The following is a 22,983-nucleotide window of genomic DNA, read 5'->3' as shown; positions in this document are numbered from 1 at the left end:
GTTTTACTCCTGGGGCGTGGGGGTTCGGAGGTGCTGCTTAAATCGCGTCGGTATCGGTTTCGCCGGTACGGATGCGGATGGCCTGTTCCAGGTTGACCACGAAGATCTTGCCGTCGCCGATCTTGCCGGTGTTGGCCGCCTTGGTGATGGCCTCGATGACGCGATCGAGCTGATCGTCAGCGATGGCCACGTCGATCTTTACCTTCGGCAGGAAGTCGACGACGTATTCGGCACCGCGATACAGCTCGGTGTGGCCCTTCTGACGACCGAAGCCTTTGACTTCGGTTACGGTGATGCCCTGTACGCCAATTTCCGACAGCGACTCGCGCACGTCGTCCAGCTTGAACGGCTTGATGATGGCAGTGACTAGTTTCATGAAAACTTCTCCCGTTTTAGGTGGACTTGCCCCAGAAGTACGAACCCGGCTCAAGTCTAAGCTCAGTGTCTGGCTCTTGTAACGCTCCGGCTGTAGCCGGTCCGCAGTCCGACACCACCAACCTCTCCGACAAAGCGTCGCGAATCACCGATGCACCGCAACCCGTTGGTGCATGCGTCGCTGGGGACAAAGCAGAATCAGTGCCAGCTTTACGCAATGCCCGTTTTTACGGGGTGCGTACGGATGGAATGGATGCCCGACGGACGGTAGCGGCCAGAACACGCACAATATTGGTGCGCGCATGCACCAGCAGCTGCTCATTTTTTGTGCACGCCACCTGAGAAAGACCGGAAAAAGCCCGTGCTACACTGCGCCCGGTTCAACCACAGGTGTTTTCAATGTTGCCGCCAAAAGCTTTCCTAGATGCCATCGGCTCCCAGGCCTCGCGCCTGTTCAACGGCGAGACGCCGCTGCCGCGTGGCGAGTTCGAAGCCCAGCTCAAGGGTGTGGTCCAGGGCGCACTGAACAAGCTCGACGTGGTCAGCCGCGACGAATTCGACAGCCAGATGGTGGTGCTCGCCCGCACCCGCGCGCGCCTGGAGGCGCTCGAAGCCAAGGTTGCCGAACTGGAAGAAAAGCTCACGCCGCCCGCGTCCTGACAGACCGGGCCGCGACACGATCAAAGGAGTGATCGGATGTCCCTGGCCATAGTTCATAGCCGCGCGCAGATTGGCGTCGAAGCGCCGTCAGTGACCGTCGAAGCTCATCTGGCCAACGGCCTGCCGGCGCTGACTCTGGTCGGCCTGCCGGAAACCGCGGTCAAGGAAAGCAAGGATCGCGTGCGCAGCGCCATTCTCACCTCCGGCTTCGATTTTCCCGCTCGACGCATCACCCTCAACCTCGCCCCCGCCGACCTGCCCAAGGACGGCGGCCGCTTCGACCTGTCCATTGCCCTGGGCATCCTCGCCGCCAGCGGTCAGCTGCCGGCCGAGCGGCTCGACAACCTGGAATGCCTAGGCGAACTGGCACTGTCCGGCGCCTTGCGCCCGGTCCAGGGCGTCCTGCCGGCTGCCCTCGCCGCTCGAGCGGCAGGGCGCGCGCTGCTGGTGCCACGGGCCAACGCCGAGGAAGCCAGCCTGGCCTCGGGGCTCACCGTCTATGCCGCCGAGCACTTGCTCGAGGTCGCAGCGCACTTCAACGGCATCACGCCGCTCGAACCTTATGTGGCCCAGGGCCTGCTACGACAGATTCAGCCTTACCCCGACCTGGCCGACGTGCAAGGTCAGCAGGCGGCCAAGCGCGGGCTGCTGATCGCCGCGGCTGGCGCGCACAACCTGCTGTTTTCCGGCCCGCCAGGCACCGGCAAGACGCTGCTGGCCAGCCGCCTGCCCGGTCTCTTGCCGCCGCTGGACGAACAGGAGGCGCTGGAAGTCGCCGCCATCCATTCGGTGGCCAGTCACAGCCCTCTCGAGCATTGGCCGCAACGGCCCTTTCGGCAGCCCCATCACAGTGCATCCGGCCCGGCGCTGGTCGGTGGCGGCAGCCGTCCGCAGCCAGGGGAGATCACCCTGGCGCATCAGGGCGTACTGTTTCTCGACGAGCTGCCGGAGTTCGACCGCAAGGTGCTCGAGGTCTTGCGTGAGCCACTGGAGTCGGGGCATATCGTCATCGCCCGGGCCCGCGACAAGGTGCGTTTTCCGGCGCGTTTCCAGCTGGTGGCGGCGATGAATCCCTGCCCCTGTGGCTACCTCGGTGATCCCAACGGGCGCTGCCGCTGCACGCCGGACCAGATCCAGCGCTATCGCAACAAGCTCTCCGGCCCGCTGCTCGACCGCATCGACCTGCATTTGACCGTGGCGCGCGAGGCGACGGCCCTCAACGCTCCGCCGCAGACGGGCCAGAGCAGTGCCGTACTCGCCGCCCAGGTAGCCCAGGCGCGACAGCTGCAACTCGCCCGTCAGGGCTGCGCCAACGCCTTCCTCGACCTCGCCGGATTGCGCAGCCATTGCCAGCTCGGCACCGAGGATCAGGCCTGGCTGGAGCGCGCCTGCGAACGCCTGGCGCTGTCGCTGCGCGCCGCGCACCGCCTGCTCAAGGTGGCGCGCACCCTCGCCGATCTGGAACAGGCCGGGCGAATCAGCCGCCAGCACCTCGCCGAAGCCCTGCAGTACCGGCCCGGCAGTCAAGGCTGAGCCTGCTCTAGCACGGGCTTCGGTGCGCGTCGATCAGCTGCGGACAACGGGCATCCTTTGCGGTCTGTGTTAAGTTGGATGGCTTTCGCCACAGGCGGCCACTCCCCAGAAACAACCCGAAGGAGCGCAGCATGGAGGCAAAACAGCCCTCGTCGTCTCACCTCAACGCCCCGGTCTTCTACGGCTCGGCGGTCATCATCCTGGCGCTGGTGATCTACAGCGTCGCTTTCCAGAGCCATGCGCAAACGCTGTTTGGCGATACCCAGGCCTGGATCATCGCCAACGTCAGCTGGCTCTACATCCTCGCCGTTGCACTCATCCTGCTCATGGTGGTGCTGCTGGCGTTCAGTCGTTACGGCGACATCAAGCTCGGGCCGGATCACAGCGAACCGGATTACAGCGCCCTGACCTGGTTCGCCATGCTGTTCTCCGCCGGCATGGGCATCGGCCTGATGTTCTTCGGCGTCGCCGAACCGGTGATGCACTTCCTCTCACCGCCGGTGGGCGAGGGCGGCACCAGCGCTGCCGCCTATGAGGCGATGAAGATCACCTTCTTCCACTGGGGCCTGCATGCCTGGGCGATCTACGCCATCGTGGCGATGATCCTGGCCTACTTCGCCTACCGCCACGGCCTGCCGCTCACCCTGCGCTCGGCGCTCTACCCGCTGATTGGCGAGCGCATCTACGGGCCGATCGGGCATGCCGTGGACATCTTCGCCATCATCGGCACGGTGCTCGGGGTCGCCACCTCACTGGGCCTCGGCGTCACCCAGATCAACACCGGGCTGAATCACCTGTACGGCCTGCCGGTATCCGTGCCGGTGCAGATCGGCCTGATCATCGCCACCACGCTGCTGGCGACGATTTCGGTGGTCACCGGCCTGGACAAGGGCGTGCGCAGGCTGTCGGAGCTGAACCTGACGCTGGCGGCACTGCTGTTGCTGATGGTGCTGATCGCGGGGCCGACGGTGTTCATCCTGCAGACTTTCGTGCAGAACACCGGCAGCTACCTGTCGGATATCGTCAACAAGACCTTCAACCTCTATGCCTACGAGCCGAACGACTGGATCGGCGGCTGGACGCTGTTCTACTGGGGCTGGTGGCTGGCCTGGTCGCCCTTCGTCGGCCTGTTCATCGCGCGCATCTCGCGCGGCCGGACGATTCGAGAGTTCGTCACCGGCGTGCTGCTGGTGCCGACTGCATTCACCCTGCTGTGGATGACCGTGTTCGGCGACACAGCGATCCACATGATCCTCTGGGAACACGTCTCCAGCCTTGGTGAAGCCATCGAGCAAGACAGTTCGCTGGCCCTGTTCGCCTTCCTCGAGCACTTCCCCTTCTCGGGCTTCATCTCGCTGATCGCGATCATCATGGTGGTGGTGTTCTTCGTCACCTCGGCGGACTCCGGCGCGTTGGTGGTGGACATGCTCGCCTCCGGCGGCCAGCAGGGCACTCCGGTCTGGCAACGCATCTTCTGGGCCGCATCCATGGGCGGGGTGGCCATCGCGCTGCTGCTCGCCGATGGCCTGACCGCGCTGCAGACGGCAACCATCGCCAGCGCCCTGCCCTTCACCATCGCGCTGCTCTGTTCGATGTGGGGTCTGCTCAAGGCGCTGCGGCTGGATGCCACGAAGCAGGGGCTGCGCTACCAGGCCCTGAGCACCTCGCCCAGCGCACCGCGCAGTGCCGGTGGCTGGCAACGTCGCCTGCGTACGCTGATGCTGTTCCCGCGACGCGCCCATGTGGTGCGCTTCATCACCGAAGTGGTGCGTCCGGCCTACGAGGACATCGCCGAGGAAATGCGCAAGCAGGGCTATGCGGTGGACATCAGCGAAGGTGATGATCGTCGCTTGCGCTTCGAGATCACCCACGAAGGCGAGCCAGACTTCATCTACGAAGTGCGCCCGCGGGCCTACGCCATGCCGAGTTTCGTCGCCACCAGCGAGGACGACGAGCGCGAGGAGCGCAAGTACTTCCGCGCCGAGGTGCATCTCAAGGAAGGCGGCCAGGATTATGACGTGATGGGCTGGAGCCGCGAGGACGTCATCAGTGACATCCTCGGCCAGTACGAGAAGCACATGCACTTCCTGCACATGGTTCGCTGAAGCCGAGCTGCGTCCTGGCGCCGGCCAGGACGCGGTCGATCAATGCGCCAGGCCGGCTGCCAGTCGCTCGGCGCTCATGAAATGCAGCAACTCGGCCAGCGGCAACGGCTGGCTGACCAGATAGCCCTGCACCTGCTGCGCGCCGAACTGGCGCAGCAGCTCGAGCTGCTCGGTGGTCTCGACGCCCTCGGCCACCACATCCAGATCCAGGTTGTGCGCCAGGCCGACCATCGCCTGCACCAGCTGCGACTTCTCGGGCCGCACGACCATGCCGGCGACAAAGCTCTTGTCGATCTTCAGCAGGGTGATCGGCAGGCTGGACAGGTGCACGAACGACGAGAAACCGGTGCCGAAATCATCCAGCGAAAAGCGCACGCCGAGCTCGCCCAGCGCATGCATGGCGCTCTGTACCTGCTCGCTGCGGCGCATCACCGCGGTTTCGGTGAGTTCGAATTCCAGCCAGTGCGGGTCGATGCCGCGCTCGTCGATCAGCCGGTTGAGCGTCGGCAGCAACTGACTGTCCTGAAACTGGCGGAACGACAGGTTGATCGCCATGTGCAGTGAATCCGCGCCGCCCTCATGCAGGCTTTGCAGATCGCGCAGCGCGCGGGCGATCACCCAGTAGCCGAGCGGCACGATCAGGCCGCTCTCCTCAGCCATGGGAATGAAGGCTTCCGGCCCCAGCAGCCCTCTTTCCGGGTGCAGCCAGCGCACCAGTGCCTCTAGTCCGACGATGCGCCCGCTTTCCAGGCACAGCCGCGGCTGGTAGTGCAGCTCCAGCTCACCGCGACGCAACGCACGGCGCAGCTCGCCTTCCTGATCGGCGAGGCTGCGCGCGCTGCGGCTGACCTGTTCATCGTAGAAACACCAGGTGCAGCCCTGGGCCGCCTTGGCCTGGCGCATGGCGATCTGCGCGTGCCAGAGCAGCGGATCGGCGTCGATCCCCTCGCTGGCACGCGCCAGTCCGACGCTGCAGCCGAGCATCAGGCTCTCGCCCTCCACCCAGTAAGGCTCCGCCAGTGCTTCGACGATGCGATCGGCGACCGCCACGGCGCGCTCCGGATCGTCGCGGGTATCGAGCAGCAGTGCGAATTCGTCGCCGCCCAGCCGCGCCAGCATGTCGCCGACCTCCAGCTGCGCCTTGAGCCGCGCCACCACCTGCAGGATCAGGCGATCCCCGGCCTGGTGGCCGAGGGCATCGTTGACGTGGCGGAAGTTGTCGAGATCGAGATAGCCAAGCACCAGGTCCTGTTCCTGATGTTCGGCCAGGGCATCGAACAGCAGCGTCTGGAAGCCCTGGCGGTTGACGATGCCGGTATGCGGGTCCTGCTCGGCCAGCCTTTGCAAGGTTCCCTGCAGGTTGCAGCGCTCGCGCACGTAGCGCAGGCAGCGGCGCAACACCTCGGCACTGAGCTGGTCGCCCACCAGCCAGTCGACCGCGCCTTCCGGCATCTGCGTCGGTTCGTCGTCGAGCAGCAGGATCAGCGGCCAGGGGAAGCGTTCGGCGAGCGCCTGGCATTCCGGTGTCGCCAGCAGCAGGCAGGGCGTTTCCAGATACGCACTGGCCGTGCCCCAATCCGCCGCAATGATCAGCCGTTCCTTGCTATGCGAGCCCTGCAGGCAGGCGCGCAGGCGCTCGGCCCATTCGGGTCGATCAGCCAACAGCAACAGCGGCATGGATTGAGCGGGCGCTGGCAAGCGGCCTCCGGACTCGGTGATTTGCAAGACGGCGCTACACGCCCGATTTCCCGCACAGCCCTATGCAAACGCCCTGCCTCCTGCAGCGCGCACAAGACTAATCCATTATTTCGATCAGCCAAGCCCCAACTGCGACGATCGGTGATTTATTGAACCTGCAACGGGCCAGCATCGGCGCGGCAGCCTGTTAAACTCCCGCCCCCGCTTCGAATGACCTGAACACCATGTCCCGACTCAACCCTCGGCAGCAGGAAGCCGTGAACTACGTCGGCGGCCCACTTCTGGTGCTCGCCGGTGCCGGCTCCGGAAAGACCAGCGTGATCACCCGCAAGATCGCCTACCTGGTGCAGCATTGCGGCATCCAGGCCCGCCATATCGTCGCCATGACCTTCACCAACAAGGCCGCGCGCGAGATGAAGGAGCGCGTCGGCAGCCTGCTCAAGGGCGCCGAGGCGCGCGGCCTGACCGTGTCCACCTTCCACAACCTGGGCATGAACATCATCCGCAAGGAATACGCGCGGATGGGCTACAAGCCCGGCTTCTCGATCTTCGATGACGGCGATATCAAAGCGCTGCTCACCGACATCATGCAGAAGGAATATTCCGGGGACGATGGTGCCGACGAAATCAAGAACTACATCGACAGCTGGAAGAACGACCTGATCCTGCCCGACGAAGCCCTGGCCAACGCGCGCAACCCCAAGGAGCAGACCGCCGCCATCGTCTATCTGCACTACCAGCGCACGCTCAAGGCGTACAACGCGGTGGACTTCAACGACCTGATCCTGCTGCCGGTGAAGCTCTTCCAGGAGCACGCCGACATTCTGGAAAAATGGCAGAACCGCATCCGCTACCTGCTGGTGGACGAATACCAGGACACCAACGCCAGCCAGTACCTGCTGGTCAAATTGCTGGTGGGCATGCGCAACCAGTTCACCGTGGTCGGCGACGACGACCAGTCGATCTATGCCTGGCGTGGCGCGCGTCCGGAAAACCTGATGCTGCTGAAGGAGGATTACCCGTCGCTGAAGGTGGTGATGCTGGAGCAGAACTACCGCTCCACCAGCCGCATCCTCAAGTGCGCCAACATCCTCATCGCCAACAACCCGCACGTGTTCGAGAAGCAGCTGTGGTCAGAGATGGGCCATGGCGACGAGATCCGCGTGATCCGCACGCGCAACGAGGACGCCGAGTGCGAGCGTGTGGCGCTTGAAATCCTCACCGAACACCTGCGTACTCAGCGCCCCTACAGCGACTTCGCCATCCTCTACCGCGGCAACTACCAGGCCAAGCTGATGGAGCTGAAGCTGCAGCACCACCAGATTCCCTATCGCCTGTCCGGCGGCACCAGCTTCTTCGCCCGCCAGGAGGTGAAGGACCTGATGAGCTACTTCCGCCTCTTGGTCAACCCGGACGACGACAACGCCTTCCTGCGGGTGATCAACGTGCCGCGCCGCGAGATCGGCTCCACCACCCTGGAGAAGCTCGGCAACTACGCCAGCGAGCGCGGCATCAGCATGTACGCCGCCGCTGACGAGATCGGCCTCGGCGCGCATCTGGACAGCCGCTACGCCGAGCGCCTGTCGCGCTTCAAGCGCTGGATGGACAACGTGCGCCAGCAGTGCGCGCAGAACGACCCGATCGCCGCCATCCGCAGCATGGTGATGGACATCGACTACGAGAACTGGCTCAGGCAGAACGCCTCCAGCGACAAGGTGGCCGACGCGCGCATGGGCAACGTCTGGTTCCTCGTCGATGCGCTGAAAAACACGCTGGATAAAGACGAAGACGGCGACATGACCATCGAGGACGCCATCGGCAAGCTGGTACTGCGCGACATGCTCGAGCGTCAGCAGGAAGAGGAAGAAGGCGCCGAGGGCGTGCAGATGATGACCATGCACGCCTCCAAGGGCCTGGAGTTTCCCTCGGTGTACATCATCGGCTTTGAGGAAGAAATCCTGCCGCACCGTTCCAGCATCGAGGCCGACACCATCGAAGAAGAGCGGCGCCTGGCCTATGTCGGCATCACCCGTGCCAAGCGCAACCTGGCGCTGACCTTTGCCGCCAAGCGCAAGCAGTACGGCGAGGTGATCGACTGCACGCCGAGCCGCTTCCTCGACGAGCTACCGCCGGAGGACCTGGTCTGGGAAGGCCAGGAAGACGCGCCGGTGGAGGTCAAGGCCGCGCGCGGCAACGACGCCCTCGCGGCGATGCGGGCGATGCTCAAGCGCTGATCGCCACGCCCTTCTTTTCGAGGGGCATTCAGCACCGGTTTGTATCCCGTAACCCAACCGCGGCATGCTTTGCCGATCACGGTTTCTGAGAGGGATGCGATGTATCACGGCGAACGTTTCAATGCCTGGACGCACCTGGTCGGTGCTGCGCTGGCGTGTCTCGGCGCGATCTGGCTGCTGGTGCTGGCGGCGCTCGACGGCTCGCCGGTGAAGATCGTCAGTGCAGCGATCTACGGCCTCAGCCTGATCCTGCTCTACAGCATCTCGACGCTGTACCACAGCCTGCGCGGGCGGGCGAAGGTGGTCATGCGCAAGCTCGATCACCTGTCGATCTACCTCTTGATCGCTGGCAGCTACACACCGTTCTGCCTGGTCACCCTGGCCGGCGCCTGGGGCTGGACGCTGTTCGGCATCGTCTGGGGCCTGGCCGTGATCGGCATGCTGCAGGAGATCAAGCCGCGCTCCGAGGCGCGGGTGCTGTCACTGGTGATCTACGCGGTGATGGGCTGGATCGTGCTGGTGGCGGTCAAGCCGCTGTTCGCCGCCCTCGGTGGCGCCGGTTTCAGCTGGTTGCTGGCCGGCGGCATCTGCTACACGGTGGGCATCGTCTTCTTCGTCTTCGACGACCGTTTTCGGCACTGGCATGGCATCTGGCACATCTTCGTGATGGTCGGCAGCCTGCTGCATTTCATCGCCATCCTGTTCTACGTGCTCTGATCGGCCTCCAGCGCCGCGGCGCTGCCGAGCACCGCTTCCAGCTCGCTCGCCGCCGCGCGCAGCCGCGGCACGAACGCCAGCAGCTGCGCCATCGAGCAACGGATCACCGGCGCGTGGCTGAACAGGCAGGCCAGCAGCTCGCCGTTGGCGTCACGCACCGGCACCGCACAGGCGACCATGCCGTCGATGAACTCCTCGCAATCGGTGCCCAGCTGCTCTTCCCGCACCCGCGCCAGGTCGTCGCGCAGCGCGCTGAAGTCGGTCAGGGTGTTGCGTGCCATGCGCTGCAGCGGCAGGCGCGGCAGCACCCGCTCCAGTTGCTCCGGCGGCAGCGAGGCCAGATAGAGCTTGCCGCTGGCGGTGCACCAGAGCGGCGTGTGGCTGCCGATGGGCAGGTTGATCTGCAGCGGCCAGTTGGTCTGCACCCGGTCGAAATAGAGCATGTCCAGCCCGTCCGGGATCGCCAGCCCGCAGGTCTCGCCGATGGCTTCGGAGAGCTGGCGCAGGATCGCCTGGCGCAACGCCTTGTGCCGGCTGCTGCGCAGGATGTTCAGCGCGGCGACGTGCAGGCGCTCGCCCGGCAGCAGCCCGCCGCGCAGACCGAACTGCAGGAAGCCTTCCTTTTCCAGCGTCTGCACCAGCCGGTGCGCGCTGGCCTTGGGGATGTCCAGCCGTTCGGCCAGGGCCGTCGGGCTGAGCGGCTCCTTCGCCGCCGCCACCGCCTCGATGATTTCCAGCACGCGGGTGATGGAGGAGCCTTTCTCGCGGGGAGTGCTGCGCATCGTCTGCCTTGTCGTTCGATGAAGATGGACGCCCCGCAGGGCGCCCGGAAGTGTAGCGACCGGCACCGTCAGTGCAACGGTGCCGCCCGGGTCACTTCATGGTCGGCATGGCGAACTCGGCGCCGGCACGGATACCGGTAGGCCAGCGCCGGGTCACGGTCTTCATCCGGGTGAAGAAGCGCACCCCATCCGGGCCGTGCATGTTCAGCGGACCGAATACCGAGCGCTTCCAGCCGCCGAAGCAGTGGAAGGCCATGGGCACGGGGATTGGCACGTTGACGCCGACCATGCCGACCCTGACGTTCTCCTCGAACTGCCGCGCGGTGTCGCCGTCGCGGGTGAAGATCGAGGTGCCATTGCCGTATTCATGGTCGTTGATCAGTTGCAGCGCCTCATCGAAGCCCTTCACCCGCACCACAGCCAGCACCGGGCCGAAGATTTCCTCACGGTAGATGCGCATGCTCGGCGTGACACGGTCGAACAGCGTCGGGCCGACATAGAAGCCGTTCTCATGGCCCTCGACCTTGATGCCGCGACCGTCGCAGACCAGCGTCGCGCCCTCTTCCACGCCCAGATCGATATAGCCGCTGACCTTCTGCTGGTGCTCGCGGGTCACCAGCGGGCCCATGTGCGGCTCGGGCTCGATGCCCAGGCCCGGGCCGGTGCGCATCTGGCCGATCTCGTCTTGCAGCATGCCGACCAGCTTGTCCGCCACCTCGTCACCGACGCACACCGCCACGGAGATCGCCATGCAGCGCTCGCCGGCCGAGCCGTAGGCCGCGCCGATCAGCGAGCCGACCACCTGCTGCGGATCGGCGTCGGGCATCACCACCATGTGGTTCTTCGCTCCGCCCAGGGCCTGGCAGCGCTTGCCGTGGGCCGAGGCGGTGGCATAGATGTATTCGGCGATCGGCGTCGAGCCGACGAAGCTGACCGACTGCACGCGCTCGTCGGTGAGCAGCACGTCCACGGCTTCCTTGTCGCCGTTGACGATGTTCAGCACGCCGGCCGGAAGCCCGGCTTCGGCCAGCAGCTCGCCGAGCAACATGGTCGCGCTCGGGTCCTTTTCCGAGGGCTTGAGCACGAAGGTGTTACCGCAGGCGATGGCCACCGGCAGCATCCACAGCGGCACCATCGCCGGGAAGTTGAACGGGGTGATGCCGACGCAGACTCCGAGCGGCTGCATCAGCGAGTTGGAATCGATGTCGCGACCGACATTGGAGGAGAACTCGCCCTTGAGCAGGTGCGGGATGCCGCAGGCGAACTCCACCACTTCCAGCCCGCGGGTGACTTCGCCCTGGGCATCGGAAAAGACCTTGCCGTGCTCGCTGGTGATCAAGCGGGCGACGTCGTCACGACGTTTTTCGAGCAGCTCCTTGAACCGAAACATGACCCGCGCGCGCACCAACGGCGGGGTCTTCGACCAGCCTTCGAAGGCGGCTTGGGCGGCGGCGATGGCCTCGCGGGTTTCGTCTGCCGAGGACAGCGAGACATACAGCCGCGGCTCGCCGGTGGCCGGGTTGTAGACGGTGGCGTGGCGCTCGGAGCGGCCAGCAACGGCCTCGTTGTTGATCAGGTTGCCGAGGGTCTGCATGGCTTCACTCCTGGTTCCAGACGGTTTCGTAGAGGTCGATGATTTCCGCTTCCGTGGGCACGCGCGGGTTGTTGCCCGGCGAACCGGAGGCAAGCGCCTGCTTGGCCATGGTCTCGCGCAGCTCGAAGAAGCGTTCGCGGGCGATACCGAACCGCTCGGGGCTCGGCACCTTGAGTTCCTGATTGATGGCACGCAGCTCGACCAGCAGCTTGGCGTTGGCCGTCTCGACATCGTCGGTCTGCGCGGCGACGCCCATCGCTCGCGCGCAATCGGCGTAGCGCGCGGGCGCGGCGGGAATCGAGAAGGCGGTGATCGCCGGCAGCAGCATGGCGTTGGACAACCCATGCGGCACATGGAAGAAGGCGCCGATCGGCCGGCTCATGCCGTGCACCAGCGCCACCGAGGCGTTGGAAAAAGCGATCCCGGCCAGGGTCGCGCCGAGCATCATCGCCTCGCGCGCGGCGCGGTTGCCCGGCTCATTGAAGGCCGCGCGCAGGTTCGGCGCCAGCAGACGCATGGCTTCAAGCGCCTGGGCATCGCTGTAGAGGCTGGCCTTGCGGCTGACATAGGCCTCGATGGCGTGGGTCAAGGCGTCGATACCGGTATCGGCGGTGACCCGCGGCGGCAGCGAGAGGGTCAGCTCGTAATCGATCAGCGCGGCGATGGGCATGAAACCAAGGCCCGCGCAGAGCATTTTCTCGTCGCTGGTCTCATCAGTGATGATGGTGAAGCGCGTCGACTCCGAGCCGGTGCCAGCAGTGGTGGGGATGGCGATCAGCGGCAGGCCGGCTTCGCTGACATCGCGTGGGAAGCGGTAGTCGCGCATCTCGCCGCCGAACTTGCCGAGTATGCCGATGGCCTTGGCCGAATCGATCGGGCTGCCGCCGCCGAGGGCGACGATGGAGTCGAAGTCGCCCTGACGGACCATTTCCACGCCCGCTCGAATCGAGGCAGCGGTCGGTTCGCGCAGGGTATCGGCGAAGCACTGGCTGGCGATGCCGGCCTCTTCCAGCTGACCGGCGATACGGGCGACATAGCCGAGCTCGACCATCATGCGGTCGGTGACGATCAGCGGGCGATTGCAGCCCAGCTCCTTCAGCACGCGGGCGAGTTGCCCGCTGGCGCCGGCACCGACTTCCATCAGGCGCGGCAGAACTATGCGATGACTCATGGCACTCTCCGAAATGGGCCGCCTGACAAGCTGGCATCTTCTTATTCTGAGACTTTATGTCTCACTATCGAAACTGGAGAGTAGAAAGCGAACTGACAGCCGTCAATAAAAAACGAGACCGAAGGTCTCGTTTTATCTGCTGCGTGGTCGTTATCTGCCATACCGATCAACCCGAAGGTCGCCGGTAGTGGTTTGCCGCCATGGCCAGTCGCTCGGCCACCGCCTGCACCCGTGCCCGTGCTTCCGAGTCGCCCAGCCCCTGCAGATCGGCCTCGACGTTGAGCAGTACGGCATCGACGCAGGCACTCAGCAACAACACCGCCGCCTCGACATCACAGCGCAGCGACGGCTCGACCATCGGCAAGGCGCGCTCGGCAATGCCCAGCGCCTCGACGCAGGCATGCGCCGTCGCGAGCGGCACCGCGCATGCCTGGCGCGACAAGTCAGGCCTCCGGCCTTCGTCGTCCTTCAGATAGTCGGAAAAGACCGCAACGTCATCATCGGCAAAGGCACCGGGACGACCAAGCAGTGATCGGGCTTCGGCCAGCAGCGCCTCGCAGGAAGCATCGCTGTGCGCCGCACTGACCCGCAGCGCCTTGACGATCAGCGCCACAGCGAGGTCAGCAGTCACCGCCGCGACCGCACCGCAGCCGGGTAAGGCGCGCTCGGCAACGGCATGGCGAAACTGCGCGAGGCTCAATTGCCAGAGCCCCAGCCCCGCGCCCGGCCGGTAGGCTTCGCCCATCAGGCCGACTTGGCGCCGTCCCAATGCAGCAGCACATCGAGCATGCGGTTGGAGAAGCCCCACTCGTTGTCGTACCAGGCCATCACCTTGACCAGCTCGCCCTGCACGCGGGTCTGGCTGAGGTCGGCAACGCAGGACGCCGGGTAGCCGTTGAAGTCGCAGGAGACCAGCGCTTCCTCATTGCACTCCATGACGCCGGCCGGCAGCTTCTGCGCCCCGGCACGCAGGATGTCGTTGATTGCCTCGACGCTTTCCGGCGCGTTCTCGGCGATAAAGGTCAGGTCGACCAGCGAGACGTTCGGCGTCGGCACCCGCACCGAGAGGCCGTCCAGACGCCCGGCCAGTTCAGGCAGCACCAGGCCGATGGCCTTGGCCGCACCGGTGGTGGACGGAATCATCGACAACGCCGCGGCACGCGCGCGGTAGAGATCGCTGTGCGCCTTGTCCAGCAGGTTCTGGTCGTTGGTGTAGGAGTGCACGGTGTTGAGCAGGCCCTGGCGGATGCCGACCGCCTCGTGCAGCACCTTGGCCAGCGGCGCCAGGCAATTGGTGGTGCAGGAGGCATTGGAGACGACGCGCTGATCGCCCAGCAGCTGGTGATTCACGCCGTAGACCACGGTCAGGTCGCCGCCATCGAGCGGGTGCGAGGCGAATACGCGACCGGCCCCGGCCTGCAGGTGCTGCTCGATCAGCGCGCGCTTCTTGAACTTGCCGGTGCACTCGAGCACCACATCGACGCCCAATTCCTTCCACGGCAGCTTGGTCGCATCCCGCTCGGCCAGCAGGCGGATCGCCTGGCCACGCACCACCATCGATTCGCCTTGCAGCTCTACCGGCTCGGGGAAACGACCGAAGGTCGAATCGAAGCGGGTCAGATGCACCAGCGTCTTGTGGTCGCTGAGATCGTTGATCGCGACCACCTGTACCCGATCCTGCAATCCACGCTCGAACAGCGCTCGTACGACGGCGCGGCCGATACGTCCATACCCGTTGATGGCAATACGTAGCATGCAAATCTCCTCGGAGGGGGGTTGAAAGTCTGTCGTTAGCTTAGGCGGAGTATCCACCCTTGCGTTCATCGCGGACCGACCAGGATCAATTAACCGGCGAACCCATGTGCCGTTGGCCAGTCGTAAACCTGACAGAGCGGTCGTGCAGGATCGGCCGCGACCTGAGACGAATCAGGGGGTGTGAGGCATGAGCGAGACAACCCAGACACCGTGGTGGAAGGGCGCGACCGTTTATCAGATCTACCCGCGATCCTTTGCAGACAGCAACGGAGACGGCATCGGTGACCTCAATGGCGTGCTGCGCCATCTCGATCATCTGCAACAGCTGGGCGTCGATGCGCTGTGGTTGTCGCCGATCTTCCGCTCACCCATGGCCGATGCCGGCTACGACATCAGCGACTATTGCGATATCGATCCGCTGTTCGGTTCGCTGGCCGATATCGACCGGCTGATTGCCGAAGCCCATGCCCGCGGTATCCGGGTGCTGCTGGACTTCGTGCCCAATCACACCTCCGATGAACACCCCTGGTTCGTCGAGTCGCGCAGCTCGCGGGACAATCCCAAGCGCGACTGGTACGTCTGGCGCGACCAGCCGAACAACTGGCGCGCCGCGCTGGGCGCCGGCAGCGCCTGGACTTGGGACGAGCACACGCAGCAGTACTACCTGCACTTGTTCCTGGCCAAGCAGCCGGACCTGAACTGGCGCAACCCCGAGGTGGTCGAGGCGATGCACGACGTGCTGCGCTTCTGGCTCGACCGCGGCATCGACGGCTTTCGCATCGACGTCATCCACTGCACCGGCAAGGACCCGAGCTTTGCTGACGACCCGCGCTGCCAGGCTGGCCAGCCGCTGTCCGACTTCAACGATCAGCCCTACAGCCACGAAGTGCTGCGCGGCCTGCGCAAGCTGGTCGACAGCTATCCCGGCGACCGCATGCTGGTGGGTGAGGTGAACATCCGCTCCACCGAACGGGTGCTGCAGTACTACGGCGCTGGCGACGAGCTGCACCTGGCCTTCAACTTCAATCCGCTGGATGCGCCTTGGGACCCGGTGCTGTTTCGCACCTGTATCGGCGAGGTCGAGCACTGGCTGCAACCCGCCGGTGCCTGGCCGACCTGGGTGCTGTCCAATCACGACAACGTGCGCCAGCGCAGCCGCTATCAGGGTTCCGAGCGAGCCTCACGGGCGGCTGCGGTAATGCTGCTCACACTGCGCGGTACGCCTTTCATCTATCAGGGTGAGGAGTTGGGGCTGGAAGACGCAGTTATTACCGCCGAAACCCGAACCGATCCGGGCGGCCGTGACGGTTGCCGGGCCCCGATTCCCTGGCTGGCCGAACCGCCCCATGGCTGGGACGGCGCGACACCCTGGCTGCCCTTTCCACCTGAGGCGGGCGAACTCGCGGCCGAGCGGCAGACCGGTGCGGCGAACTCCATGTTCGCGCTCTACCAGCGCCTGCTCGCCGCGCGCAAGATCAGCCCGGCGCTGCACCACGGCGATTTCGAAGAATTGCCTTCACACCCCGAGGTGCTTGCCTACCGCAGGCACTTAGGCGGCGACCAGCGACTGGTCTGCATCAACTTCTCCGACCAGCCCCACGCCCACCCGCACGCCGGAGAATGGCACGTCGAGATCGCCAGTGACGGTGTCGGTGAAGGCGCTCCCTACAACGGCACCCTTAACCCAGGGCGGGCCGTCGTGCTGCGCCCAACGGAGAACTGAGCATGCGTCCACTCTGGTACCGCAACGCGGCGATCTATCAGATCGATCCCACCCTGTTTCGTGACAGTAATGGAGACGGCTGCGGCGATCTGCGCGGCATCACCGAGCGGCTCGACTACATTCGCGGCCTCGGCTGCACGGCCGTATGGCTCATGCCGTTCTATCAGTCGCCCTTCGAGGATGCCGGCTACGACATCACCGACCATCTACAGGTGGACAAACGTTTCGGCGATCTGGCCGACATCGTCGCTCTGTTGGAGAAGGCCGAAGAGCTGGGCCTGCACGTCATCATCGAGCTGGTGGTGCAGCACACGTCCATCCAGCACAAGTGGTTCCAGGAGGCGCGCCGTGACCGCGAGTCGCCCTACCGCGACTACTACATCTGGGCCGACGAGCCCGACGACTTCATGGAGCCGATTTTCCCGACGGTCGAGGACAGCATCTGGACTTGGGACGAGGAAGCCGGCCAGTACTACCGCCATCTGTTCTACAAGCACGAGCCGGATCTTGACCTGACCAACCCGAAGGTCATCCACGAGATCGAGCGGATCATGTCGTTCTGGCTGCGTCTGGGTGTCTCCGGTTTCCGCATCGACGCCGCGGTGCACATGGTGCGCCAGGCCGGCGGCGGTGAACTGGAGAAGGGCTACTGGCTACTCGAACACATGCGCGACTTCGTCACCATGCGCCGGCCCGAGACCGTGCTGCTCGGTGAGATCGACACTGATCCGGAAAAATACGTCGAATACTTCGGCGACGAGGCCGATCGCATCACCCTGCTGCTGGATTTCTGGACCAACAATCACCTGTTCCTGGCCCTGGCACGGCAGCAGGCCGAGCCGCTGGTGCGCGCCCTGAACAGCCAACCGCTGCCGCCCAGTCATTCGCAATACGCGCTGTGGATCCGCAACCACGACGAGCTGAGCCTCGACCGGCTGGAAGAGGATGAGCGCAAAGAGGTGATGGACACCTTCGCCCCCGACGAGAACATGCGCGCCTACGATCGCGGCATTCGCCGGAGGCTCGCGCCGATGCTCGACGGCGACGAGCGACGCATCGCGGCCACTCATGCGTTGCTGTTCTCGCTGCCCGGCACGCCGATCATCCGCTACGGCGAGGAAATCGGTATGGGCGATGACCTCGACCGCCCCGAGCGACTGGCCGTACGCACGCCCATGCAGTGGTCCAACGAACCCAACGCCGGATTCTCCTGTACCAAAGGTGAGCTGGCCGCACCGGTGATCGACGAAGGGCCCTTCTCGTACGAGAAGATCAACGTGTTCGCTCAAACTTTGCGCAGCGACTCGCTGATGGCGCGCACCGGCAACATGATCCGCACCCGCATAGGCCTGCGCGAGATTGGCATCGGCAAGCGCACAACGGTCGAGGTGAACGACCCCGCCGTCTTTGCCATCCGCCACGACAACGGCTCCACGGTGCTGATGCTGGTCAATCTTGCCGACACGGAAACCACCGTCGAGATCACCGAGGACGACCTTCAGGACATGGTCGATGTGCTCGCCGACTGCGACTACGGGCAGCCGGAAGGCTCACCGCTGAAGATTCGCCTCGGGCCCTACGGCTATCGCTGGCTGCGGCGCAAGCAGCAACTGTTCGGATGAGGAGCGGCTGATGAATCTCGACGCAGCACAATGGCACGCCTGGCATGGCGCAACCTTTCCCGACGAAAGCTGGTACCGCGACGACGATGAACAGCTGTGTGCCATTGTCGGCGCCCCGCGGGTCGACCTGGTCTCGCGCGAGCGCTATGGCGATTTCATCCTGCAGTTCGAGTTCGCCCTACCGGTGGGCGGCAATTCCGGGGTCTTCTACCGCGTCGACGAAAGCGCCGGCCTCGCCTGGCACAGCGGGCCGGAAATGCAGCTGCTGGATGATGCCGTTCACCCCGACGGCGAAGAACCAACCACCCGCAACGGTGCCCTGTATGGCCTGCTCGCGCCCGAACAGGAAACCCGGATTGAACCCGGCAGCTTCATGCACGCAGCGCTTGTCGTGCGCCAGGGTGCGGTCGAACACTGGCTGGGCAATCGTATGGTGCTGAGTTATCGCCTGGACGACCCGGCCCTGCACACGCTGATCGAATCCAGCAAATTCGCCGACAAGCCGCTGTTCGCCAAGGCGCCGGCCGGGCATATCGTCCTGCAGCACCACGGTGAGGCGGTGCGCTTTCGCCGCCTGTCGATCGAAGCGCTGGGCTGAACGTCGGCCTTGGATCGGCGCGCCGAATTGAGCGAGAATGCGCGGCTTTTCCAGGCTGCGAAACGCAGTGACGGCAGAAGCGCCCCGGCGCCAAGCGTCAGGCAAGCCGCGGCCGCCCACGCTTGAGGTAGCGTTCGTGGAACAGCTGAAAGATAAGATTCGCAGTCAGGGCATCGTGCTTTCCGACCGGGTACTCAAGGTCGACGCGTTCCTCAACCACCAGATCGATCCCGTGCTGATGCAGGCCATCGGGCAGGAATTCGCCCGCCTGTTCCGCGATGCCGGCGTCACCAAGATCGTCACCATCGAAGCCTCCGGCATTGCGCCGGCCGTCATGGCCGGCCTGGAGCTGGGCGTGCCGGTGATCTTCGCCCGCAAGCACCAGTCGCTGACGCTGCAGGACAACCTGCTAACCGCCACGGTCTATTCATTCACCAAGCAGGTGGAAAGCACCATCGCCGTGTCCACCCAGCACCTGTCCTCGAACGACCGCGTGCTGATCATCGACGACTTCCTCGCCAACGGCAAAGCCGCCAAGGGCCTGATCTCGATTATCAACCAGGCCGGCGCGAGCATCGCCGGCCTTGGCATCGTCATCGAAAAGGCCTTCCAGGCCGGTCGTCAGGAGCTGGAAGAAGCCGGTTACCGCGTCGAGTCCCTGGCCCGTGTCGCCTCGCTGGCTGATGGGCAAGTGCAATTCATAGACTGAGTGCAGGTCATAGTCCGGGCGCAGCTCAAAAGCTGAACCCGGCTCAACTGGCCGGCGGCGCCTCTGCGCGCCATAGCGCCACCAGCGCACCCTGCGTGCCTGCCAGCGGATCGCTGATGGGCACGCCGACTTGGGCAATTCGCTCACGCGCCTGATCATGGGTGGCCGCGTCTGGCCGCTGCATGTCGTACTGCTGGCCGACCGGATAACCCGCCACCACCTGAAAATCTGCGCTGGCCTCGAGCGCGCAATGCCCTGTCCCGGCCGGTAGCACCAGCGCGTCGCCCGCCTTCAGCTCGACCTCCTGACCGTTATCACCACCCAACATGACCCGCGCCCAGCCGCTGGCCACGCCGAGCACTTCGTGGGCGGTGGAATGGTAGTGATGGTAGTCGTAAACCGTCCCACGCCAGGCAGACGGCCATAGATGGCTGTCGAACAGTCGCTCGAAGGCTTCTGCGGGGCTTGGTCCGGCCAATGGCAGCTGGCGGTAGATCAGCACCGGATGCGGGCTGTTGGGCGTGCGCCCGTCACTGGCCAGGTACAGCTGTTCGGGTTGTGGTGCGGAACTGGGCATGCGGGGCTCCTCTGTCGTCACGGGAATCCGACCGGTAGGCCGTATCGAATTCGACTCGAGAGCTGCCTGCTTTGCTCACCGCAGAAACGACAAAGCCGCCCGGAGGCGGCTTTGCTGGTGACGCCTGGCGCTCGATCAGAGGCCGGACATGTGCTGGATGGCGGCCTTCAGCTCGTCATCGGAGCAGTCGCCACAGGTGCCCTTCGGCGGCATGGCGTTGATACCGCTGATGGCATTCTTCAGCAAGCCGTCCAGGCCACCCGATGCATCGGCACGGGCCGTCCAGGCTGCACTGTCACCGGTCTTCGGCGCGTTCAGCAGACCGGAGCCATGGCAGGCGGTGCAGAACTTGCCGTACACGTCGGAACCGCTACGAGCGGCACCACCGGCGGCTGCGGCAGCGCCGGCACCAGCGGCTGCGCACTCTTCACCTTGAATACATACTTCGCCCACCGGCTTGAGGCGCTCGGCGATTGCTTCGTCGGTCGCAGCCTGAGCGCTCATTGCCCACAGGGCCAATACGGCAGTCTGTGCTACCAGGATCTTCTTAATCAGGTTCACCTTACACCCTCATTGTGGCTAGACACGCTCGCGGCCACGGTATCGCGAGCGGCGGTCAGTATAACGGCAAGCCATGCCGGCCGAAACAATACGAAAGGCCCGGCGTTTCTCCGCGACGCTTTGTCGCATCGCAACTTTCGGATGAATCAAGGCCTATGAGATTAAAAGTTCGCCGGCGTCGTCGCGCTGATCAACCGTGCCGGCGCATCGTACGGATTGCGGAAACGATGCGGCTTGCTGCTCTCGAAGTAGTAGCTATCGCCGCTCTCCAGCACGTACACCTGACCGTTCACGGTCAGCTCCAGACGGCCTTCGACCAGCATCCCGGCCTCCTCGCCCTGGTGCGAGAGCATGTCCATCCCGGTGTCGGAGCCCGGCGGATAGGTCTCGTCGAGAAAGGCGATGGCTCGTCCCGGATGCGCCTTGCCCACCAGTTTCATGCTCACCGCGCCGTCGGATATATCGATCAACTCGCCGGCCTTGTAGACCACCTGGGTGTCGCTGTCCTGCTCGAAGTCGGGGGAAAAGAACTCCACCAGCGACATGGGAATCCCACTCAGCACCTTCTTCAGCGAGCTGATCGAGGGGCTGACGCTGTTCTTTTCGATCATGGAAATGGTGCTGTTGGTAACGCCGGCACGCTTGGCGAGTTCACGCTGGGACAGACCCTTGAGCTTGCGGATGGTTTGCAGTCGAACGCCAACGTCCAATACGGGAGCCCCCTTTCAAGAGCGATGCGAAGAGGGGGCTATCATGGCAATGGCGTTCAGAATTTACAACACTGGCTCCGGACGAGCCGTCGCCCGGCACGCGTGGCTCTCCCAAGAGTCAGAGGACCGGGCCGGCGAGATCCGGCATGGCAGCGACGACGGTGATCTCGACCCGCACATCCGGCGAATACATCAGGGCCTGAACAGTGGTCCGTGCCGGCGCCGTGCCCGGTGTGATCCATGCATCCCACACCTCGTTCATACCGGCGTAATCGGCGGCGATGTCCTTCAGGTGAATGGTTGCCGAAAGCAAGCGCGTCTTGCTGGTACCCGCCTCGTCCAGCAAGCGCTCGATGCTCGACAGCGTTTCGCGGCTCTGCTCGCGGATATCACCGGTCAGGTCATCGGCCAGTTGCCCGGAGAGATACACTGCGCCGTTGTGGATCACCGCTTCGCTATAGCGGGTTTCAGTGTGCAGCCGCCGGATGGGCATGTTTACGGGTCTCCTTGTGCTTGCCGTAACGGAAGATATCCAGCCCCTCGGTGCTGATCTGCGGACGCTTGGACGCCAGCAGGTCAGCGAGCACACGGCCGGAGCCGCACGCCATGGTCCAACCAAGGGTGCCATGGCCGGTATTGAGGAACAGATTGCGATAGGGTGTCGCGCCGATGATCGGTGTGCCATCTGGCGTGGCCGGTCGCAGGCCGGTCCAGAATACCGCGTCAGACGGATCGCCGCCCTGCGGATAGAGGTCGCCCACCACCATTTCCAGGGTTTCCCGCCGGCGCGGGTTGAGCGACAGATCGTGCCCGGCGATCTCCGCCATGCCACCGACACGGATGCGCTGATCGAAGCGGGTGATGGCGACCTTGTAGGTTTCATCGAGCACGGTCGACTGCGGTGCCATCGCCGGATCGCTTATCGGTACGGTCAGCGAATAGCCCTTGAGCGGGTAGACCGGTGCACGAATGCCGAGTGGCTTGAGCATCTGCGGGCTGTAGCTGCCGAGCGCCAGCACGTAGCGATCGGCCGTCTCCAGCTTGCCGTCGATCCACACACCTGCCAGCCGGTCGCCGGCGTAGTCGAGGCGTTGAATATTCTGTTCGAAGCGGAACTCGACACCGAGCGCCACGGCCATTTCCGCCAGGCGCGAGGTGAACATCTGGCAGTCGCCGGTCTGGTCATTGGGCAGCCGCAGCGCACCGCTGAGCTTGTGCGAAACCTTCGCCAGAGCCGGCTCTACCCGTGCAATGCCGGCGCGATCGAGCAGCTCGTAGGGCACCCCGGAGCGCTGCAGCACAGCGATGTCCTTGGCGGCGGCATCAAGCTGCGCCTGGGTGCGGAACAGCTGCGTGGTGCCGAGCTGACGACCTTCATAGGCGATCCCGGTTTCCGCGCGCAGCTCATCGAGGCAGTCACGGCTGTACTCGGACAGGCGCACCATGCGCTCCTTGTTTACCGCGTAGCGGGCCGCCGTGCAGTTGCGCAGCATCTGCGCCATCCACAGGTACTGGTCGACGTCACCGGTAAGCTTGATCGCCAGCGGCGCATGGCGCTGCAACAGCCACTTCATCGCCTTCAGCGGGACGCCAGGTGCCGCCCACGGCGAGGCATAGCCGGGCGAGACCTGCCCGGCATTGGCGAAGCTGGTCTCCATCGCCACCGCCGGCTGCCGGTCGACCACCACCACTTCGAAACCGGCCCGCGCCAGATAATAGGCGCTGGCAGTACCGACCACGCCGCTACCCAATACCAGTACACGCATTGCAGCCTCCCACCCGCTCGAACGGGCTTTTCCGAATCACTATTGAAACGGAGTATAAAAATACTCAAGCAGTGTTATTCACCATATAAAAAG

At 64.7% G+C, this 22,983-nt stretch carries 21 protein-coding genes; 9 read left to right on the top strand and 12 right to left on the bottom strand.

Going from position 1 to position 22,983, the window contains the following annotated elements; genetic code table 11:
- Positions 1–37: 37 nt before the first annotated feature.
- The gene (gene glnK, locus BM275_RS14470; RefSeq protein ID WP_003096476.1) at positions 38–376 is read right to left on the bottom strand and encodes a P-II family nitrogen regulator; all 339 of its coding nucleotides are present in this window, start codon (positions 374–376) and stop codon (positions 38–40) included.
- A gap of 398 nt (positions 377–774) precedes the next feature.
- Here glnK and BM275_RS14465 point away from each other — a divergent pair, with 398 nt between their 5' ends.
- The 3 genes from BM275_RS14465 to BM275_RS14455 all read left to right on the top strand — a co-directional run bounded on the left by BM275_RS14465 (position 775) and on the right by BM275_RS14455 (position 4,673).
- Positions 775–1,035 (top strand): accessory factor UbiK family protein, encoded by a 261-nt coding sequence (locus BM275_RS14465; RefSeq protein WP_013981620.1) that lies wholly within the window; start codon positions 775–777, stop codon positions 1,033–1,035.
- Between the two features lie 36 nt (positions 1,036–1,071).
- Entirely contained in the window at positions 1,072–2,568 is a 1,497-nt protein-coding gene (locus BM275_RS14460) for a YifB family Mg chelatase-like AAA ATPase (protein ID WP_090521965.1), read from the top strand.
- A gap of 131 nt (positions 2,569–2,699) precedes the next feature.
- Positions 2,700–4,673 carry a BCCT family transporter gene (locus tag BM275_RS14455; RefSeq protein WP_014821771.1) on the top strand — a complete coding sequence of 658 codons (1,974 nt, stop codon included), beginning with the start codon at positions 2,700–2,702 and terminating at the stop codon, positions 4,671–4,673.
- Between the two features lie 39 nt (positions 4,674–4,712).
- Here the strand turns inward: BM275_RS14455 and BM275_RS14450 are convergent, their stop codons facing one another.
- On the bottom strand, positions 4,713–6,350 hold the full coding sequence (locus BM275_RS14450; RefSeq protein ID WP_090521963.1) for a putative bifunctional diguanylate cyclase/phosphodiesterase: 1,638 nt from the start codon (positions 6,348–6,350) through the stop codon (positions 4,713–4,715).
- A gap of 245 nt (positions 6,351–6,595) precedes the next feature.
- On the opposite strand from BM275_RS14450, the gene rep reads away from it, so the two are divergent.
- Positions 6,596–8,605, top strand: a complete 2,010-nt coding sequence (rep, locus tag BM275_RS14445; protein ID WP_090521961.1) for a DNA helicase Rep — start codon at positions 6,596–6,598, stop codon at positions 8,603–8,605.
- A 99-nt stretch (positions 8,606–8,704) separates the two neighbouring features.
- Entirely contained in the window at positions 8,705–9,322 is a 618-nt protein-coding gene (trhA, locus tag BM275_RS14440) for a PAQR family membrane homeostasis protein TrhA (protein ID WP_090521959.1), read from the top strand.
- Here trhA and BM275_RS14435 read toward each other — a convergent pair.
- The 5 genes from BM275_RS14435 to gap all read right to left on the bottom strand — a co-directional run bounded on the left by BM275_RS14435 (position 9,310) and on the right by gap (position 14,624).
- Complete coding sequence (locus tag BM275_RS14435; protein ID WP_090521957.1) at positions 9,310–10,104, bottom strand: IclR family transcriptional regulator; 795 nt, start codon at positions 10,102–10,104, stop codon at positions 9,310–9,312. The genes trhA and BM275_RS14435 overlap by 13 nt on opposite strands.
- Positions 10,105–10,195: 91 nt before the next feature.
- Complete coding sequence (locus BM275_RS14430; protein ID WP_090521956.1) at positions 10,196–11,698, bottom strand: CoA-acylating methylmalonate-semialdehyde dehydrogenase; 1,503 nt, start codon at positions 11,696–11,698, stop codon at positions 10,196–10,198.
- A 4-nt stretch (positions 11,699–11,702) separates the two neighbouring features.
- A complete protein-coding gene (locus tag BM275_RS14425; protein WP_090521954.1) occupies positions 11,703–12,869 on the bottom strand; it encodes an iron-containing alcohol dehydrogenase in 1,167 nt (388 codons plus the stop codon).
- 166 nt (positions 12,870–13,035) lie between these two features.
- On the bottom strand, positions 13,036–13,614 hold the full coding sequence (locus BM275_RS14420) for a cyclodeaminase/cyclohydrolase family protein (protein ID WP_090521952.1): 579 nt from the start codon (positions 13,612–13,614) through the stop codon (positions 13,036–13,038).
- Positions 13,614–14,624: a type I glyceraldehyde-3-phosphate dehydrogenase gene (gene gap / locus BM275_RS14415; protein WP_046618372.1), complete on the bottom strand. Its 1,011-nt coding sequence runs from the start codon at positions 14,622–14,624 to the stop codon at positions 13,614–13,616. The genes BM275_RS14420 and gap overlap by 1 nt, the downstream gene beginning before the upstream one ends.
- Before the next feature lie 187 nt (positions 14,625–14,811).
- Between gap and BM275_RS14410 the strand changes: the two genes are divergently transcribed.
- The 4 genes from BM275_RS14410 to BM275_RS14395 all read left to right on the top strand — a co-directional run bounded on the left by BM275_RS14410 (position 14,812) and on the right by BM275_RS14395 (position 19,276).
- Positions 14,812–16,347, top strand: a complete 1,536-nt coding sequence (locus BM275_RS14410) for an alpha-amylase family glycosyl hydrolase (RefSeq protein ID WP_090521950.1) — start codon at positions 14,812–14,814, stop codon at positions 16,345–16,347.
- Positions 16,348–16,349: 2 nt separating this feature from the next.
- Positions 16,350–17,969: an alpha-amylase family protein gene (locus BM275_RS14405; RefSeq protein WP_090521948.1), complete on the top strand. Its 1,620-nt coding sequence runs from the start codon at positions 16,350–16,352 to the stop codon at positions 17,967–17,969.
- A gap of 10 nt (positions 17,970–17,979) precedes the next feature.
- Positions 17,980–18,567: a 3-keto-disaccharide hydrolase gene (locus BM275_RS14400; RefSeq protein ID WP_090521946.1), complete on the top strand. Its 588-nt coding sequence runs from the start codon at positions 17,980–17,982 to the stop codon at positions 18,565–18,567.
- A gap of 136 nt (positions 18,568–18,703) precedes the next feature.
- The gene (locus BM275_RS14395) at positions 18,704–19,276 is read left to right on the top strand and encodes a xanthine phosphoribosyltransferase (RefSeq protein ID WP_003297838.1); all 573 of its coding nucleotides are present in this window, start codon (positions 18,704–18,706) and stop codon (positions 19,274–19,276) included.
- A 43-nt stretch (positions 19,277–19,319) separates the two neighbouring features.
- On the opposite strand, the gene BM275_RS14390 is transcribed toward BM275_RS14395, so the two are convergent.
- From BM275_RS14390 to dadA, 5 genes are all read right to left on the bottom strand, one after another.
- Positions 19,320–19,853, bottom strand: coding sequence for a cupin domain-containing protein (locus BM275_RS14390; protein WP_090521944.1), 534 nt, complete (start codon positions 19,851–19,853; stop codon positions 19,320–19,322).
- Positions 19,854–19,988: 135 nt separating this feature from the next.
- Complete coding sequence (locus tag BM275_RS14385; protein WP_090521942.1) at positions 19,989–20,414, bottom strand: c-type cytochrome; 426 nt, start codon at positions 20,412–20,414, stop codon at positions 19,989–19,991.
- A 161-nt stretch (positions 20,415–20,575) separates the two neighbouring features.
- The gene (locus tag BM275_RS14380; RefSeq protein WP_003297842.1) at positions 20,576–21,124 is read right to left on the bottom strand and encodes a cupin domain-containing protein; all 549 of its coding nucleotides are present in this window, start codon (positions 21,122–21,124) and stop codon (positions 20,576–20,578) included.
- 118 nt (positions 21,125–21,242) lie between these two features.
- Positions 21,243–21,617, bottom strand: a complete 375-nt coding sequence (locus BM275_RS14375) for a RidA family protein (protein WP_090521940.1) — start codon at positions 21,615–21,617, stop codon at positions 21,243–21,245.
- Complete coding sequence (gene dadA, locus BM275_RS14370) at positions 21,592–22,890, bottom strand: D-amino acid dehydrogenase (protein WP_014821787.1); 1,299 nt, start codon at positions 22,888–22,890, stop codon at positions 21,592–21,594. The genes BM275_RS14375 and dadA overlap by 26 nt, the downstream gene beginning before the upstream one ends.
- Positions 22,891–22,983: the final 93 nt, after the last annotated feature.

This window comes from Stutzerimonas kunmingensis, from assembly GCF_900114065.1.
GTDB classification, from domain to species: domain Bacteria; phylum Pseudomonadota; class Gammaproteobacteria; order Pseudomonadales; family Pseudomonadaceae; genus Stutzerimonas; species Stutzerimonas kunmingensis.
This window is presented reverse-complemented; position numbering and strand designations above follow the sequence as displayed.

Excerpts from the sequence above, each read along its gene's own strand:
- BM275_RS14390 (WP_090521944.1), bottom strand. The coding sequence starts at position 19,853 with ATGCCCAGTTCCGCACCACAACCCGAACAGCTGTACCTGGCCAGTGAC.
- glnK (WP_003096476.1), bottom strand. The coding sequence starts at position 376 with ATGAAACTAGTCACTGCCATCATCAAGCCGTTCAAGCTGGACGACGTG.
- BM275_RS14455 (WP_014821771.1), top strand. The coding sequence starts at position 2,700 with ATGGAGGCAAAACAGCCCTCGTCGTCTCACCTCAACGCCCCGGTCTTC.
- BM275_RS14405 (WP_090521948.1), top strand. The coding sequence starts at position 16,350 with ATGCGTCCACTCTGGTACCGCAACGCGGCGATCTATCAGATCGATCCC.
- BM275_RS14400 (WP_090521946.1), top strand. The coding sequence starts at position 17,980 with ATGAATCTCGACGCAGCACAATGGCACGCCTGGCATGGCGCAACCTTT.
- BM275_RS14410 (WP_090521950.1), top strand. The coding sequence starts at position 14,812 with ATGAGCGAGACAACCCAGACACCGTGGTGGAAGGGCGCGACCGTTTAT.
- dadA (WP_014821787.1), bottom strand. The coding sequence starts at position 22,890 with ATGCGTGTACTGGTATTGGGTAGCGGCGTGGTCGGTACTGCCAGCGCC.
- rep (WP_090521961.1), top strand. The coding sequence starts at position 6,596 with ATGTCCCGACTCAACCCTCGGCAGCAGGAAGCCGTGAACTACGTCGGC.
- gap (WP_046618372.1), bottom strand. The coding sequence starts at position 14,624 with ATGCTACGTATTGCCATCAACGGGTATGGACGTATCGGCCGCGCCGTC.
- BM275_RS14420 (WP_090521952.1), bottom strand. The coding sequence starts at position 13,614 with ATGGGCGAAGCCTACCGGCCGGGCGCGGGGCTGGGGCTCTGGCAATTG.
- BM275_RS14430 (WP_090521956.1), bottom strand. The coding sequence starts at position 11,698 with ATGCAGACCCTCGGCAACCTGATCAACAACGAGGCCGTTGCTGGCCGC.
- BM275_RS14460 (WP_090521965.1), top strand. The coding sequence starts at position 1,072 with ATGTCCCTGGCCATAGTTCATAGCCGCGCGCAGATTGGCGTCGAAGCG.
- BM275_RS14375 (WP_090521940.1), bottom strand. The coding sequence starts at position 21,617 with ATGCCCATCCGGCGGCTGCACACTGAAACCCGCTATAGCGAAGCGGTG.
- BM275_RS14435 (WP_090521957.1), bottom strand. The coding sequence starts at position 10,104 with ATGCGCAGCACTCCCCGCGAGAAAGGCTCCTCCATCACCCGCGTGCTG.
- BM275_RS14465 (WP_013981620.1), top strand. The coding sequence starts at position 775 with ATGTTGCCGCCAAAAGCTTTCCTAGATGCCATCGGCTCCCAGGCCTCG.
- trhA (WP_090521959.1), top strand. The coding sequence starts at position 8,705 with ATGTATCACGGCGAACGTTTCAATGCCTGGACGCACCTGGTCGGTGCT.
- BM275_RS14425 (WP_090521954.1), bottom strand. The coding sequence starts at position 12,869 with ATGAGTCATCGCATAGTTCTGCCGCGCCTGATGGAAGTCGGTGCCGGC.
- BM275_RS14450 (WP_090521963.1), bottom strand. The coding sequence starts at position 6,350 with ATGCCGCTGTTGCTGTTGGCTGATCGACCCGAATGGGCCGAGCGCCTG.